Genomic DNA, 16373 nt, shown 5'->3' on the forward strand with positions numbered 1-16373 from the left:
TGGTAAACGGGATCATGCGTGCTTTCTTCTAGTTGGAGTGGAACGGTGGTGATGCGGCGGGTCGGCGTGGTCAGTCCATGGCGGTTCCTCGCTGGACACTGGACGCACGGACGATCAATTGCGGAGCGATATCGGTGGACGGGGGCGCCGTGGCGGTCTGCGGCTCCAGCGCGGCGAGCAGCAGCTGCATCGCGCGCGCGCCGAAGCCGGCGATGTCCACCCGCATCGTGGTCAGCGCCGGGTGCACGTAGCGCGCCATCGGCACATCGTCGAAACCGGCCAGGGCGATGTCCTCGGGCACGCGCAGGCCGGCATGGGTGAAGGCGAACAGGCAGCCGAGCGCCATCATGTCGTTGGCCGCGAACACCACGTCCGGGCGCTCGCCCTGCAGCAGCGCCTGACCGGCGCGGTATCCGGAGGCTTCGTCGAAATCGCCCGGCAGTACCTGCGGCGGGATCTGCGGCGCTTGCGCCTGCAGTTCGTCGCGGTAGCCGCGCAGGCGTTCGCGCGCATCGAAGTTGTCGTCGGGCCCGGCGATGAAGGCGATGCGGCGGTGGCCGCTGTCGAGCAGGTGGCGGGTCATCGCGCGCGCGCCGCCGTAGTTGTCGACGTTGAGCACCTGGGTGTCGGCGATGCGCTCGGCGCAGTTCATCAGCACCGCCGGCAGGGCGCCGGGCAGCAGTTCGATCGCCTCGTCGGCGCCGCCGCCCAGATAAGGCGACATGATCAGCAGGCCGTCCACGCGCCCGGGCATGCGCCGCACCGCCAGGCGCTGCTCCTCCGGCTCGCCGTGGTAGCTGGACACCAGCAGGTGCAGGCCGCGCTCGCGCGCCACGGTATCGATGCCGCGGATCAGTTCGGAGAAGAACTCGCCGTGCAGGTCGGGCAGGACCACGCCGATGGTGTGGGTGCGGCGGCTGCTGAGGCTGCGCGCGGCATGGTGCGGCACGTAGTGCAAGGTGCGCGCGGCTTCCAGCACGCGCGCGCGCACCGGTTCGGCCACGTGCTGGTGGCCGTTCATGGTGCGCGACACCGTCGCCACCGAGACGTTGGCCAGGCGCGCCACGTCCTTGATGGTGATGCTGGCGCGCTGTTCGGGCGCGGGCGCGGTGCGTGGATTCACCAGCGTGCCTCCAGGGTCCGGAACGGCTTGCCCAGGGTCACGCCGCTGGCGTCGTAGGCGTCGATGCGGCGGCCGTCCACGCGCAGCTGCGCCGGACGCGTGCGCGACGGCCACACCACGCGCACCGCGGTGCCCGCGCGCAGCCCGGCGCCGAGGTCGATGCGCAAGGTCTGCTCGCGCTGGCGCGCGCGCATGCTCAGCTGGCCGTAGGCGGTGGGCAGGCGTTGCACCGACAGGCCCTCGCCCTCGACCCAGGCCGGCGGCGCGCCCGGCAGCAGCACCAGCGCGTCGTCGCCTTCGTGCATCAGCATGCCGAACAGGGTGCGCGCGTACTCGGCGCCGATCCAGGTATGCGGCATGTCGCCGAGGTAGCGCGGGAAGCGCAGCCGCGACTGCACCACCTCGGCCAGCACCTGCCATTCCAGCGGACGGCGGTCGCGCAGCATGTCCTGCAGCAGTTCGTCGGCGACCTGCGGCTGGTCCAGGTGCACGTAGGTCAGCACGTTGCGCATCTCGTACGGCGAATACGCCCACAGCGCGTTGGGCTGCTTGCGCTTGCGCACGTCCTCCAGGTAGCGCGCGAAGGTGGTGCGCAGCGCCTGCTCCGGCAGCAGGTCCTGCTGGCCGGTGGGATCCAACGCGATCGACACGCTGCTCGGATCGCCGTCGCCCAGGTCGGCGGCGGCCGGGATGAAGTCGGCGCCCTTCCAGGCCATCGTGGCGCGGATCGAGGCGGCCAGCGAGGTGCGCAGCGCGGCGTACTGTTCGCGCGCCCAGGCCGCAGTCCGCGCATCGCCCAGCGACTCGGCCAGCCACGCGCCGTCGTGCCAGCCCTTCAGCGCCCAGTAGTCGTCCCAATAGCTATGCGTGGGGCTGGAGTAGCCTTCGTGGCTGATCGACGGCGCCAGGATGCCGCGGAAGCGCTCCGGCGCCGGCTGCTCGGCCATGTAGCCGGGCACCAGGGTGCGTTCGCGCAGCTGCTGCATGAACTGCATCGCCAGCTTCACCTTCGGCAGGTAGGCGCGCACGCTCTCCGGGCCGCCGTCCAGGCGCGCCACGTCGGCGACCAGGGTGATGTACTCGCCCTGGCTGTCGTATTCCAGGTCCGAGCCGAAGCCGTCGTTGACGCTGCCGTCGTCGTTGAGGATCGGCGACACCAATCCGTTCGGATGCACGGCGTGGTCGCTGTACCACTGCAGGTAGTCGCGCGCGACCTTGGCCTGGCCCATGCGTAGCAGCACCGCCGAGGTGGCCATGCCGTCGCGGATGAAGGAGCGGTTGTAGTTGCGCGGGCCGGGCTGCATCGCCGGGCCGGTCTGGTTGATCAGCATGTACGCGGCCTGCGCGCGCAGCATGTCGACCAGGCTGGGGTCGGGCAGGCTCAGGCCGACGTTGCCCAGGCGCTGCTGCCAGTCCGCCGAGGCCTGCTCGGCCAGCGCGTCGAAGCTGCGTCCCGCATCGCCGCGGCCGCTGGTCAGCAGCGCGGCGCGGTCCAGCGGTGGCGCCGGCGGAAGCCGGCCCTGCTTGTCGGCACTGGCGGTGCCGAGCGGGAACGCCAGCACCACGTCCTGCTGCGCCCCCGGCGCCAGCGTCACCGCATAGTTCAGCATCCCCGCGGCCAGCCCATCGGCGTCGTGCGCCTGGCGTTGCGCCGGCAGCGTGCCGGCGGCGACGTGGCGGGTGATCTCGGTCTCCCCGTGCGCGCCGAACGCCGCGGCACCGGCGCCGCTGGGCGCGCTCAGCGATTCCAGCAGCACGCGGCCGTTGACGCGCACCGCGGCATCCTCGATCGCCACGTCGTGGATCGGCGAAAGGCCGCCGTTCTGCCACGGTGGATTCATCTGCATCGGCCGCACCAGCAGCGACAGCGTGCCGCTGACCGGGGTGTTGCCGGTGTTGCGCAGGCGATGGCGCAGGAGCGTGACCGGCTGGCCGTTGCGTTCGATCGCGAAGGTCTCGCTGCGCAATTCCAGCCCCGGCTGCGGCGACCAGCGCACCGACGGCATCGGTTTCCAGCCGTCGCGCAGCGCATGCGTCAGCGCGTGGCCGTCGGCGCCGGCGGCGGTGCCGGACGCATCGCGCCACAGCGGCTGCACCAGCGGCGCGCCCTTCCACGCTTCCAGGTTGCCGTATTCGTCGAAGATCGACTTCTGCCGGCCGGCATGGATGCCGACCGCGGTCCAATAGGTCTGCTGCATGTGCAGCGAGGCCGGGAACAGCGCGCGCGTGGCGCCGCGCTGCGCGGCGACCTGGTAGCGCTGCATCGGCGTCATCAGCGCCTTGGGTCCGAGCAGGCGCAGGCGGCGCAGCACCGGGGCGACGCCGCCGGGCGCGGCCTCCACGCGCAGGCGCAGCGCGCGCGCCTGCACCGGCGCGGTGCCGGCCAGGATGGCGCTGTCGCTCTGCCCGGCCAGCGGATCCTCGGCCAGCGTGCTCCAGCGGCCGGCGGCATCGCGCGCCTGCAGTTGCGCCGCGCCGTGGACGCCGGCGAATTCGACGATCAGGCCGGCGCTGGCGAGCGGGCGCGGGAAGGCGATGTCCAATTGCCGCGCCTGCGCGCCCTTGCCGGGCATCGCGACCGCCGCGCCGCCCTGCCACAGCGCGGCCGCGTCGGCCACCGACAGGCCTTGCAGGCGCGCACTCGCCGCTTCGCCCAGCGGCGCCATCTCGTAGATCGACACGCCCCAGTCGGCGCTGCGCTCGGGACTGGCCAGGCGCAGATAGCGCGCGCTGCGGGGCGCGAAGAACAGGGTCTCGCTGCCGCCCAGGGAATCGGTCATGGTGTAGACCGTGTCCCAGCGCTGGCCGTCGCTGGAGACCTGCACCAGGTAGCCTTCCGGATTGGCGGTGTCCCATTGCAACTGCACGCCGCCGATCCGCGCCTGGCGCCCCAGGTCGATCTGGAACCAGTGTCCGGGAGTGAAGGCGCCGCCGGTGCGCGTAGTGGCATCGCCGTCGATCAGGTACGCGATCGCCTGCGCCTTGACCTGGCTGGAGGAGCTGGAGGCGCGCCATGCATCGCGCGGCGGCAGGCCGCCGTCTTGCGCCTGCGCTGGCAGCACCATGGCGCAGGCGCACAGGAGACCGGCCAGGGCCAAGCCACGTCGGCCAATGCCGCCGTGACCCAGCGCTCGAAAGATGTCGGACCTGTATCGCACTGGGACCCCCGTCCAGTACCACCTCATGCCGAGGTGGGCGGACGTTAACAGCAACTGCAAGCGGTTACATGATGCGCCGCAACATTGCACAATGTGGCGGCATGCCGTGCACGATGCCGCCATCGTGCCGACACCGTTGTCCCGACCTTGGCAAGCGGGTCAGGAAATTGTCCCGGGACGACACCGGCCTTGCGTGCGCGGCCGCCGTCGCACCACCGCGCGGCTTGCCGGAATCGTGCGCGCCCAGCAAGATGCGGAACGTTTTGGGGAACGAGCCAACAGTATGCCGCCGCCACGCCGCCCGACCCGGGCCACGTCCTCGCATCTCGTTCCCGCACTGCTGCTGGCCGCACTGGTCCTGCTCGGCGGCTGCAAGCGCACCCCGACCGAGTTGCCCGGCGCCGGCGCCGAACCGGCCACGGCGGTGCGCGAACTGGCGCGCACGCTGCAACGCAACGACCTGGCCGGCTACGCCCGCGCCGCGGTGCCGCCGGAGCAGTACCAGCGCCTGCAGCAGGCCTGGCGCGAGGACCGCAGCCGCTGGCCGCTAAGCGAGTTGCCGTTGGCCGAACGCCTGCCGCAGATCCTCGACACCCTGGCCGCGCCGCAGGCCGAGCGCGACTTGCAGCGCGCCTTCGATGCGCAGTTCGGCGGACAGGCGGCGAGCCTGCGCCAGGCCGCGCACTCGCTGGGCCTGTTCGGCGTGCAGTATCTGCGCAACCAGGGCGACTACACCCCCGAGCAGCGCGGCCATTACGTGCAGCTGGTGCAGGCATTGAGCGCCTGGGCCGAGCATGCGCCGCTGTCCGAGCGCAAGCGCGCGCAGGCGGCGATCGCGCGGCTCAGCGCCGCCGCGCGCCGCACCGGCGTTCGCAGCGACGCCGATCTGCACGGCCTGGGCATGGAGCAGAGCCTGGGCCGGCTCGGCCCGTTCCTGGCCGACCTGAAGACCGTGCTGGCCGACTACGGCCTGGACCTGGACGCCAGCGCCCGCGAACTGCGCACCGGCCTGGTCAACCAGCAGGGCGACCAGGCCGTGGTGCGTATCCAGTACCCGCTGGGCGGCGCGCAGATCGACACCACCGCGGTGCTGGTGCGTCGCCAGGGCCACTGGTACCTGCGCGACACGCTGCACGAGGTGGACACCTTGCTGGCCGCGGCGGCGCCACCGGTCGCGCCCCCCGTCCCGCCCGCCGACGCCCCGGCGCCCCCGGCCGCCGAACCCGCGCCGCCGGCTAAGCGATAATGACGCCGATGCCAGAACAAAATCCCCTGCCCTTCCCCGACGACGCCGCGGCCACGCGCGCGCCGGACCCGGCGCACGCGCCGGCCGCCGCGACCGGCGCCGACCCCACCGAGGCGTCCGCCGCCGCATTGCCGGTCCCGGCAGCGTCCCCGCGCACCGCCAAGCGGCCGCTGTGGGCACGCCTGCTCGGGCGCGTGGCCGATCCGTGGCTGGGGCTGAAGATCGAACCGGCCGAACCCGGCCAGTACGACGACGGCCGCCCGGTGGTCTACGTGCTGGAGGACTACGGCCTGTCCAACGCGCTGATCCTGGACAAGGCCTGCCGCGAGGCCGGCCTGCCGTCGCCGCTGGTGCCGCTGCCCGGCGACCCGCTGGGACGCAAGCGCGCCTACCTGGCGCTGTCGCGGCGCAGCAGCAACAACGCGCTGATTCCCGAGCAGCGCGGCGCCAAGACCCACTCCGATTCGCTGGCCAGGCTGCTGCAGGCGCACCGCGAGCGGCCGGACCTGGACATCCACCTGGTGCCGGTGTCGATCTTCGTCGGCCGCGCGCCGGACAAGCAGAGCGGCTGGTTCGCGGTGCTGTTCTCGGAAAACTGGGCGCTGGTGGGCAGCTTCCGGCGCCTGCTCGGCGTGCTGCTCAACGGCCGCAGCACCATCGTGCGCTTCGCGCCGCCGGTGTCGATGCGGCAGACGATCGAGGAAGGGCTGCCGCCGGAGCGCACCGTGCGCAAGCTGCAGCGCGTGCTGCGCACCCACTTCCGGCGCATCCGCGAGGCGGTGATCGGCCCCGACCTGTCGACCCGGCGCCTGCTGGTGGACCAGGTGCTGGCCGCCGAACCGGTGCGCGAGGCGATCGCCGCGCAGGCCAAGCGCGACAACAGCAAGCCGGTGGACGCCTGGCGCAAGGCCCACGCCTATGCCTGGGAGATCGCCGCCGACTATTCCAGCCCGGTGGTGCGCTCGGCCAGCTTCCTGCTCACCCACGTCTGGAACCGCATCTATGCCGGCGTGCTGGTGCACCACCTGGACAAGCTGAAAGAGGCCGCGCCGGGGCACGAAGTGATCTACGTGCCCAGCCACCGCAGCCACATGGATTACCTGCTGCTGAGCTACCTGCTGTACGAGCGCGGCATCGTGCCGCCGCACATCGTGGCCGGCATCAACCTCAACCTGCCGGTGGTCGGGCAATTGCTGCGCAAGGGCGGCGCATTCTTCATCCGCCGCTCGATCAAGGGCAACGCACTGTACTCGGCGGTGCTCAGCGAGTACGTGGCGCAACTGGTGTCCGGCGGCTACTCGATCGAGTACTTCGTCGAAGGCGGGCGCTCGCGCACCGGCCGGCTGCTGCAGCCCAAGGGCGGCATGATCGCGATGACGTTGCGCGCGTTCCTGCGCCAGCCGCGCAAGCCGGTGCTGTTCCAGCCGATCTATGTCGGCTACGAGAAGCTGATGGAGGGCAACAGCTACCTCGACGAGCTCAGCGGCCGGCCCAAGGAAAAGGAATCGATCTGGGCGCTGCTGTGGGGCATCCCCAAGGTGCTCAAGCAGAACTACGGCCAGGTGGTGGTGAACTTCGGCGAGCCGATCGCGCTGAGCCAGATGCTGGCGCAACGCGCGCCGGAATGGGATGGCCAGCCACTGGGCGAGGACGAGAAGCCGTCCTGGCTCAACGGCACCGTCGACGCGCTGGCGCAGCAGATCCAGGTCCACATCAACGCCGCCGCCGACGTCAATCCGGTCAACCTGCTGGCGCTGGCGCTGCTGTCCACGCCCAAGCACGCGATGGGCGAGGCCGACCTGGTCGCGCAGATCGAACTGTGCAAGAAGCTGCTGGCGGAACTGCCGTACTCGGACCGGGTCACGGTGACCCCGCATTCGCCCGAGCGCATCATCGCCCACGCCGAGGAGATCAACGTGCTGACCCGCACGCCGCATCCGCTCGGCGACGTGCTCAGCGTCAACGGCGACAACGCGGTGCTGCTGAGCTACTTCCGCAACAACGTGCTGCACCTGTTCACCGCCTCCTCGTGGGTGGCGTGCTGCTTCCAGAACAACCGCCGCATGAGCCGCGCCGGGCTGCTGCGGCTGGGCCGCACCGTGTACCCGTTCCTGCAGGCCGAACTGTTCCTGCCGTGGAGCGAGGACCAGTTCGCCGAGCGCATCGAGCGCACCATCGAGGTGTTCGTGCGCGAAGGGCTGCTGCTGCAGGTCAACGACGACGACGGCGGCGTGCTGGCGCGCAACACCGGCCAGACCGACGAGGTGTTCCGCCTGCGCGCGATCGGCCACTCGCTGCAGCAGGCGTTCGAGCGCTACTACATCGCCATTTCGGTGCTGGTGAAGAACGGCCCGGGCAAGCTCGGCGCCGGCGAACTGGAGAGCCTGTGCCAGCAGGCCGCGCAACGCCTGAGCCTGCTGTACGCGCCGGCCGCGCCGGAGTTCTTCGACAAGACCCTGTTCCGCGGCTTCATCCAGAAGCTGCGCGAACTGAAGCTGGTGTGGCCGGACGAGAACAGCAAGCTGGTGTTCGACGACCGGCTGGATGCGTGGGCGAAAGATGCCAAGTTCATTCTTGGCCGCGAATTGCGCCACACCATCGAGCGGGTCAGCCCGGAGGCGGCGAAGCCGGAAGAGCCGGCGGTGCCGCAGGACTGAACCGGCGTCGGGCTGCATCCGGCGCGGCGGCGCGGCGGCATCCAGGTGCGTGACGACGCGCCCGCCCTCGCGCTCCCCGCCGCGCGACACAGTGACTTCCGACACGCGACTGTCGGCCCATGCGATGGCGAGCATGCGCTGGACTCCACGACGCGGGCTGCAGCGATGCGCACGGTTTGCTTCCTTGCTCTGGTGCTGCTCGCCGCGTCCAGCGGATCGGCCCTGGCCGACCCGAACGATGACCAGGCCCGGCACGACCATCGGCCGCAGGTGTCCTCGCGGCAGTGCGGCCTGAGCACGCCGTTCAACGTGCTGGCCGACACCGGCGGCATCTGGCTCACCCGCGATGGCGAGGGGCCGCGTGAGATCTTCTTCCATGCCGGCGAGTTGAGCGTGGACCACCAGGTGCAGCAAATCGGCACCGCCGATGCGCAGCGCCTGCTGGAGATGGAGCGCGAAACGCGCGCCCTGATGCCGCAGGTCGCGGACCTCTCGCACGAGGTGGTCGAACTGAGCTACGACGTGCTCGGCACGGTCGTCGAGGTGCTGACCGGCAGTGCCGGCAACGCACGCAAGATCGAGCGGCTGCGTAAGCAGGCCAATACTTACGTCGATGGCACGCTCGGCAAGGGGCGCTGGGACCAGAGCGCGTTCGACGGCAACTTCGAACGCTACGTGCAGACCGAGGCGGAGGGTTTCACGGGCAGCATCTCCCGACACTTGCTCTGGCAGATAGTCACCGGCCGCGCGGAGGCGATCGACGCGCGCGCCCAGCACATGGATGCCGCGTTCGAGGCCCGGATGGACGCGCGCAGCAAGGGCATCGAAACCAAGGCGGAGGCGCTGTGCGCGCGGGTCGCGCGCCTGGACGCACTGCAGCAGGCGCTGGAGTTCCGCTACCGCGGCCAGCCCTTGCGCCTGCTCGCCACCACGCAGGACGCCGCGACCGGACCGGCCTCCCCCGCCACTGCCGGAATCGCCGCCGACGACACGCCGCGCGGCGACGCGGTCGCGGTTCCGTCCCTGCCAGGCAAATGAGGCGTTTCCCGCGCGGCGGCGCTGCCGGCGCGCGGGCAAGCAATGCGTACGGCAGAGGCGACAGCCGGACTCAGGCGCCGAACAAGTCGCCAGTGACGGGCCCGGTCTCCGCCGCATCCGGCGGATAGACCAATTGCCCCTGCGCATCGGTGCGCGCCGCCGGGTTGAGCGTGGCCGGCTCCTGACGCGCGACGTCGATCAGGTGGACCACGGGATGGCCGTGGTGCAACAGGTGGTCGCAGATGATCTGCCGGTGGCACTGGCGCCAATAGGCCTCGGCGCACATGACCGCGCAGCCGCCAGCGCCGCCGAAGGCGCGCAGTTGCGCCAGGGCCTCGCCGAACTCGGCGCCCAGCGCGTAGTCGGCATAGTTGTGGAAGCTGACGCTGCGCCAATGGCCGTTGCGCCGCGGGTCGATCCCCGGCTGCTTGCCACGGCGCCCGCCCAGGGCGCGGAAGTGCCGGTAGCCGATGCCGGCCGCGGCCAGCGCCGGCGCCAGGGCGCTGCCGTCGAACTGCGGGAAGCGCCGCGAATACGGAAACGCGCGCACGTCGGCCAACTGCGTGATCCGCGCGTCGTGCAGGATGTCCAGGAAGACGTCGAGCGGGCGCGTGGAATGGCCGACGCTGAAGAACGTCGGCGCACTCACGCCGGTTCGTCGGGGATCAGCAGGTTTTCCAGGCGCAGGATGCAGTCCTTGAGCTGCAGCTTGCGCTTCTTCAGCCGCTTGGCCTGCAGTTCGTCGTCGAGGTTGGCTGGGATGCGCTGCAGTTCTTCGTCGAGCGCACGGTGCTCGCGACGCAGGGCGTCGATGCGCAGGGAGATCTCGGCGGGCGTCATGTCTTCCACGAGTCCCGAGCATACACAGGCGATGGGGCCGCCGTCACCGTGCGCGGCTATGCCGCTGCTGGCGGACCAGCTGCGGCGAGTTCCAGGTGTCCTTCGATGGCGCCGGCAAGGTCGGCGCGCTCACCGCCGACCCGCAGACCCAGAACCTGGTGCTGGTGTCATAGGTCGGTCGCCCCGGCGCGTGCGTGCGCAGGCCGCCGCCAGCCGCGGTGCGACGCGCGCGCGGCACGAGCGCCGCGCCACGCGCTCACGCGCCGTAGGGATGGACCAGCGCGATGCGCCCCCGCGCATCGTGCTGCAGTTCGGTGAGCTTGATCGAGCGCAGGTGGGTGACGCCGCCGGACAGCACCGCGTCGTGATAGAACAGGTACCACGTCCCCTGGAATTCGCAGATCGAGTGGTGCGTGGTCCAGCCCACCACCGGGCTCAGCAGCGGGCCCTGGTAGGTGAACGGGCCATAGGGCGAATCGCCGATCGCGTAGCACAGCAAATGGGTGTCGCCGGTCGAGTACGACAGGTAGTAGCGGCCGCCGTAGACGTGCAGCCACGGTGCCTCGAAGTAGCGCCGCGCGTGGTCGCCGGCCAGCAGCGGGCGGCCGTCGGCATCGACGATGGCGATCTCGCGCGGAGCCTCGGCCAGTTCCAGCATGTCCGCGCGCAGGCGTGCCACGCGCGGGCCCAACGCCGGCTCGTGGTCGGCCGGTTCGGCGTTGTCGGCGGCGTAGACGTTGTCGCGGTAGCGCTCCAGTTGCCCGCCCCAGAGCCCGCCGAAGTACAGGTAGTGCTCGCCGTCGGCATCGGCGAAGACCGCCGGATCGATCGAGTAGCTGCCGGCGATCGGCTGCGGCTGCGCCTTGAACGGCCCCTGCGGGCGCTCGCCCACCGCCACGCCGATCTGGAACAGGCCGTCGGCGCGCTTGGCCGGGAAGTACAGGTAGTAGCGGCCGTCGCGGCAGGCCGCATCCGGCGCCCATAGCTGGCGCTCGGCCCACGGCACGTCGTCCACGTGCAGCGCCAGCCCGCAGTCCACCGCCGGCCCCTGCGGCGTGTCCATGCGGAACACGTGGTAGTCGCGCATGCCGAAGTGGTCGCCGTTGTCGTTGAAGGCGACCCCGGCATCGATGTCGTGGGACGGGTAGATGTACAGCGCGCCCTCGAACACGTGCGCCGACGGGTCGGCGGTGTACATGTGGGTCACCAGGGGCTGCGAGATGGCCTTGCGGGCCAGCGTCTGCAGGTCTGCGGCGTCGGTGTCGGCGGCCATTGCGTACCTAGGGGGTGGGAGAAGAAGCGTCAGGTGCCCGACGCGGCGGCCTGCAGGCGGCGCGCGTCCAGCTCGCGCTCGATGCGCGATTCCAGCGATTTGTCGATCTCGTACAGCCACAGCAGCGCCACCCCGAGCAGGAACGGGATCGCGCAGTAGACGCTGACCGCCAGGCGGATGCCGGTGGCCACCGTGGCGCTCTGCTGCGGCAGCGTGGCGTCGTAGCCGTAGAAGGCGAGCAGGCCGGCGACCAGCGCGCCGCCGATGCTCAGGCCGACCTTCAGCCCGCACAGCATCGCCGAGAAGATGATCGCGGTGGCGCGGCGGTGGTTCTTCCACTCCGAGTAGTCGGCGACGTCGGCGATCATCGCCCACAGCAGCGGGATGGTGATGCCGTAGAAGAAGCCGTGCAGCACGTAGGAGGCGAACACCAGGCCGATCGCCTGCGGCGGGTAGAAGAAGAACGCCAGCAGGAACAGCGTGGACACCAGCAGCGCGGCGCCGAACACGTTGCGCTTGCCGTAGCGGTCGGCCAGGCGCTTGGAGAAACCGATGCCGACGATCATCGCCAGGATGCCGCCGGCGCTGAACACGCTGAAGGCCGAGGTCGGCGCGTCCTGCGGCCAGTGCAGCGCGGCCAGGCCGGCGCTGCCGAGCAGCGCGTTGATGCCGGCGATGAAGCCGTTGAAACCGGCCTGGTCGAGGAACCGGGTCAGCGCCGCGGCATCCAGGTAGTACTTGAAGTAGTACACGTACATGCCGCCCTTCATCGCCAGGTTGACGAACACCAGGACGGTCAGCAGCAGCATCACCAGCCACGGCTTGTTGCGCACCAGATCGGCCAGGTCCTGGCGCACGCTGGACGGTCCGGCCGCGATCGGCAGCACCCGTTCGCGGGTGGTGAGGAAGGTGATCAGGAAGCACAGCGTGCCGATGCCGGCGAACAGCGCCATGGTGCGCTCGAAGCCCTGCGCCTTGTCGCCGTTGCCCAGGATCAGCACCAGCGGCAGCAGCAGCACCTGGATCACGAACTGCGCGGTGGTCACCGCGAGGAACCGGTACGCCGACAGGCTGTTGCGCTGCTCCATGCTGCCGGTGAGCACGCCGCTGAGCGCCGAGTACGGCAGGTTGTTGGCGACGTAGATCAGCATCAGCAGGGTGTAGGTGGCGAAGGCGTAGACGCTCTTTCCGTGCGTCCCCAGGTCCGGCGTGCTGAACGCCAGCAGCGACAGCGCGCCGAACGGCAGCGCGGTCCACAGGATCCACGGCCGGAACTTGCCCCAGCGCGTGCGCGTGCGGTCGGCCAGCACGCCCACCAGCGGGGTGAACACGAACGCACCGAGCAGGCCGACGGTGAAGATCAGCGTGGCCGCGGTGCCGGCGGGGATGCGGTAGACGTCGGTGTAGAAGAACGCCAGGAAGGTGACCAGGGTCTGGAAGATCAGGTTGGCGGCCAGGTCGCCCAGGCTGTAGCCGATCTTTTCGCTGAGCGGGAGGCGGTGTGGCGTGCTGGTCATGGGCCTGGGAGTCGCGAGGAGGGACCTGCGTCCCTCTCCACCGGAGAGGGGCCGGAGGACGAGGGTACGGCGAAGGCGGAAGCCGATGGTGGTTGGTCGCGAACGCCGCGAATGCGCCAGCGCGCGGCGAACGCGGCCCGGTCCAGGCGGGCCACGTCCACCGCGGGCCGGATCAGAACGACCCGCGGATGCCGAGCATGATGGTGCGGCCGGGCTTGTACAGGTCGTAGGTCGCGTTCGGATACTGGAAGGTGGTGCGCAGCGGTTCGTCGGTGAGGTTGGTGACGTTGAGGGTGATCTGCGGCGCCGAAGGCAGCTTCGCCAGCGTGTAGCTGGCCGACAGGTCCAGCTGCCCGCGCGCGTCGGCCATCAGCCGCGCGTCGGGAATGCCGTTCTGGTTGGCGCCGGAGATGATCATGTCGTCGTTCCAGGCGTAGGACAGGCGCACCGAGGCGTTGTTCTTCTCCCAGTACACGGTGCCGTTCCACAGGTTCGGCGCCACGCCCACCGCCACTGCCTGCACGCCATCGCCCTCCGACTCCTGCTTGACGTGGGTGTAGTTGAGGCTGAAGCCCAGGCCGTCGAGCAGGCGGTCCAGCGGCTGCACCCAGATCGCCTCCAGGCCGCGGATGTTGAGCGTGCCGTCGGCGTTGACCTGGCTCTGCACGTCCACGGTGGCCGCGTTCGGGCCGCCGCGCTGGTCGATCGCCGCCTGCTGGGTCGGGCCCAGGTCGCTGTACTGCACGCCCAGGTCCAGGAACGGGATGCGGCGCACACCATTGACGGTGAAGCCGTCGATGCGCTTGTCGAACAGGGTCAGGCCGACGAAGCCTTCGCCGCCGGTGTACCACTCGCCGCCGATGTCCACGTTGGTGGAGCGGTACGGCGCCAGGTTGGCGTTGCCCTGGGTCGCGGTCTGCGCGGACGGATCGCTGAAGTTGGTGTTGGGCAGCATCGCGCTGGGATCGGGCCGGGTCAGCGTGCGCGAGCCGGACAGGCGCAGCACCACGTTGTCGGCCACGTCCCAGGCCACGTTGAACGAGGGCAGCAGTTCGTTGTAGTCCGAGTTCAGCACCTGGTAGCGGCGCACCCCGCCGACGGTGACCGGACCGCTGATGGTCTGGTCGGTGGTGACGTAGCGCACGCCGGCGTTGAAGCGCAGCGTGCGGTTCCACACGTCGGTCTCGGCATTGGTCTCGACGTAGAAGCCCCAGTTCTTCTCCTCGATGCCGCCGGTGGAGGCGCCGGTGTTGGCGGCGTTGGTCTCCGGCGCGGCATCGCGCAGGCCGTAGTACTGGCTGTCGCGCAGGAAGCGGTTGAAGTCCACGGTGATGAAGCCGCCGGGGCCGGGTTTGAGGTAGGACGCCAGCGCCGACTGCGGAATCAGCGAGCCCGGGCCGCCGGTGCAGGTGCTGCCGGCGCCGCGGCACACCAGGGTTTCCCACGCGGTGCTGTTGTCGAAGCCGCGGATCTGGCGCTCGGCCTGGTCGTAGGCGACGCCGACCTTGATGTTGCGCCGGTCCTCGCCGAACTGCAGGTCCGCGCGCGCGCCACGGGTCTCGGTCTGGCGCTTCTCGTTGCTGATGTTGAGCCGGCCGCCGGTCCAGCCCCAGCCCAGGTCGGGATCGTTCAAGTCCAGCGGGCTGCTGATCGAGGGAATGTCGCCGCCGCTGTTGCGGTAGTCCACGGTGGTGAACGGCGAGGTCACCAGCACGGTCGGCGATTCGCGGTACATCCAGCTGCGTGTGGCGTTGGCCTGCACGTCGAGCTTGATGGTCTGGTCGGCGCCGAACAGCAGTTGCGCGCCGGGATTGACGCTCCAGAACTTGACCTGTTCGCGGTACGGGCGCGCTTCCAGGAAGTACTGGGCGTTGGTGAAGGTAGCCTCGGTGACGACATTGTTGGCGTCCAGCTGCATGCCCAACGGGATCATGTTGCCGTTGCGCCCGATCAGATTCATGCTGGTCCGCTCGGTGGTGCGCTTGGCCTTGGAGAACAGCGTGTCCAGGTAGAAGTGCGCGGTGTCGCTGGGCCGCCATTCCAGCGACATCACCGACGCGTCGCGGTCGCGGTCGCCCTGCATCTGCACGCGGCGGCCCAGGCGCGGGATCAGCGCGTCGCTGATCTGCGCGATGCTCAGGCCCGGGTTGTTGGCCTGCAGCCAGGCCGCGTCGATGCGCTGCCCCGGCGTGAGCCCGGCGCCGGCGGTGACCGGCACGGTATCGGGGATGCGCCAGTTTCCGCCGCCGTTGGCGTTGCACGCGGCCGGCTGGTTGGTCTCGGGCGTGCCGGCGGGCGGAGTCAGGCCGCACTGCGCGTAGGTCAGGCCCGGATTGGTCCAGCCGATGGTCTCGAACCCTTCCACTCCCATCTTGCCGCGTACCGAGGCCACGCCGAACAGCGCGCCGAAGGTGCCGTCCTGGTTGGTCCAGCTGCCCATCAGCGCGCCGCGCGGGGTGGTCTTCTCGCTGGTGCTGTTCCAGTCTCCCTGCACCTGATAGGTCAGATGCGTGCCGGGCCGGTCGAACGGCCGCGCGCTGCGCATGTCTACGACGCCGGAGACGCCGCCTTCCAGCATGCTCGCGGTCGGCGTCTTGCTCACCGTCAACTGGGTGAAGAACTCGGTGGGGAACAGGTTGAGGTCGACCTCGCGGTTCTGGTTCTGCGCGTTGATGCCGATCGAGGCGGTAGCGATGCTGGCGCCGTTGAGCGTGGTCTTGGTGAAGCTGGTGCCCAGGCCGCGGATGGCGATGTTCAGGCCTTCGCCGTTGACGTCGCGCGCGAGCTGCACGCCGGGAATGCGGTTGAGCGACTCGGCGATGTTCATGTCAGGGAACTTGCCGATGTCCTCGGCGAACACGGTGTCGCTGAAGGTCACCGAATCGCGCTTGGCGTCGGTGGAGAACTGGATGCTGCGGCGGTAGCCGGAGACGGTCACCGTATCCAGCTGCTTCACCGCATCGTCGCCCGACGCCGGCGCGGCCTGCGTGGCGGGCGCCGGCGACGCCGCGGGCGGTGCCGGCGGCGCGGTCTGCGCCCAGGCCGTACCGACGGCCATGCCGAGCAAGGCCGTGGTCAATGCACGGGACAACGTGGTGCGCGGGTAATTGTTCTTCACCGTGATCCTCCCCAAACACCGGACGACCTGCGGCTCCGTGATGGGGACGCGGAACGACCAGCCGGCGCGATGCCGAGCGACGGAAAACTGCAGCGACGTGGCCACCACGCGGTGGCGGCACGGATGGTAGCGCTACCAAGTTCGGTGTCACGCTGCATGGCAGCATCCGTCCGATCGACGGCGCGCGTGCCTGCTCGCCTTGCGCGCCGTTCCTGCCGATTCACGTCACACGGTCGCGCTTCATGCTGCTGTGCACGATGGATCGCGTCTGGCGGCGTGTTACTGATAGCGCTACCAGTGCGGCCACGGCCGCGTCCTGCGGGAATCCAAACGCATGCCCCGACCCGGCCACCACGCAGTCCGCGGACTGCGGCGCACCGTCCGCCACGCCGCTGCGGTCGGC

Annotated in this window: 10 protein-coding genes; 3 read left to right on the forward strand and 7 right to left on the reverse strand. The window is 70.3% G+C overall.

Annotated features, from left to right (window positions below; all coding sequences use genetic code 11):
* Positions 1-70 precede the first annotated feature (70 nt).
* Positions 71-1123 carry a LacI family DNA-binding transcriptional regulator gene (locus AB3X07_RS22540; RefSeq protein WP_369941469.1) on the reverse strand — a complete coding sequence of 351 codons (1053 nt, stop codon included), beginning with the start codon at positions 1121-1123 and terminating at the stop codon, positions 71-73.
* Positions 1120-4188, reverse strand: coding sequence for a discoidin domain-containing protein (locus AB3X07_RS22545; RefSeq protein ID WP_369941471.1), 3069 nt, complete (start codon positions 4186-4188; stop codon positions 1120-1122). The genes AB3X07_RS22540 and AB3X07_RS22545 overlap by 4 nt, the downstream gene beginning before the upstream one ends.
* Before the next feature lie 376 nt (positions 4189-4564).
* Here AB3X07_RS22545 and AB3X07_RS22550 point away from each other — a divergent pair, with 376 nt between their 5' ends.
* Genes AB3X07_RS22550 through AB3X07_RS22560 form a run of 3 tightly spaced genes read left to right on the forward strand, consistent with a single transcriptional unit; the run spans position 4565 to position 9222 of the window.
* Positions 4565-5527, forward strand: a complete 963-nt coding sequence (locus AB3X07_RS22550; protein ID WP_369941473.1) for a hypothetical protein — start codon at positions 4565-4567, stop codon at positions 5525-5527.
* The gene (gene plsB, locus AB3X07_RS22555) at positions 5527-8184 is read left to right on the forward strand and encodes a glycerol-3-phosphate 1-O-acyltransferase PlsB (protein ID WP_369941474.1); all 2658 of its coding nucleotides are present in this window, start codon (positions 5527-5529) and stop codon (positions 8182-8184) included. The genes AB3X07_RS22550 and plsB overlap by 1 nt, the downstream gene beginning before the upstream one ends.
* A gap of 45 nt (positions 8185-8229) precedes the next feature.
* Positions 8230-9222, forward strand: a complete 993-nt coding sequence (locus tag AB3X07_RS22560) for a DUF2884 family protein (protein ID WP_369941476.1) — start codon at positions 8230-8232, stop codon at positions 9220-9222.
* A gap of 70 nt (positions 9223-9292) precedes the next feature.
* Here AB3X07_RS22560 and AB3X07_RS22565 read toward each other — a convergent pair whose 3' ends face one another.
* From AB3X07_RS22565 to AB3X07_RS22585, 5 genes are all read right to left on the reverse strand, one after another.
* Entirely contained in the window at positions 9293-9871 is a 579-nt protein-coding gene (locus AB3X07_RS22565) for a DUF488 family protein (RefSeq protein WP_369941478.1), read from the reverse strand.
* The gene (locus AB3X07_RS22570) at positions 9868-10062 is read right to left on the reverse strand and encodes a YdcH family protein (protein WP_369941480.1); all 195 of its coding nucleotides are present in this window, start codon (positions 10060-10062) and stop codon (positions 9868-9870) included. The genes AB3X07_RS22565 and AB3X07_RS22570 overlap by 4 nt, the downstream gene beginning before the upstream one ends.
* 256 nt (positions 10063-10318) lie before the next feature.
* The gene (locus tag AB3X07_RS22575; protein WP_369941482.1) at positions 10319-11335 is read right to left on the reverse strand and encodes a glycoside hydrolase family 43 protein; all 1017 of its coding nucleotides are present in this window, start codon (positions 11333-11335) and stop codon (positions 10319-10321) included.
* A gap of 29 nt (positions 11336-11364) precedes the next feature.
* Positions 11365-12852, reverse strand: a complete 1488-nt coding sequence (locus AB3X07_RS22580; protein WP_369941484.1) for an MFS transporter — start codon at positions 12850-12852, stop codon at positions 11365-11367.
* A 172-nt stretch (positions 12853-13024) separates the two neighbouring features.
* Positions 13025-15970, reverse strand: a complete 2946-nt coding sequence (locus AB3X07_RS22585; protein ID WP_369941486.1) for a TonB-dependent receptor — start codon at positions 15968-15970, stop codon at positions 13025-13027.
* Positions 15971-16373: the final 403 nt, after the last annotated feature.

Source organism: Xanthomonas sp. DAR 35659, assembly GCF_041242975.1.
Taxonomy (GTDB): Bacteria; Pseudomonadota; Gammaproteobacteria; order Xanthomonadales; family Xanthomonadaceae; genus Xanthomonas_A; species Xanthomonas_A medicagonis.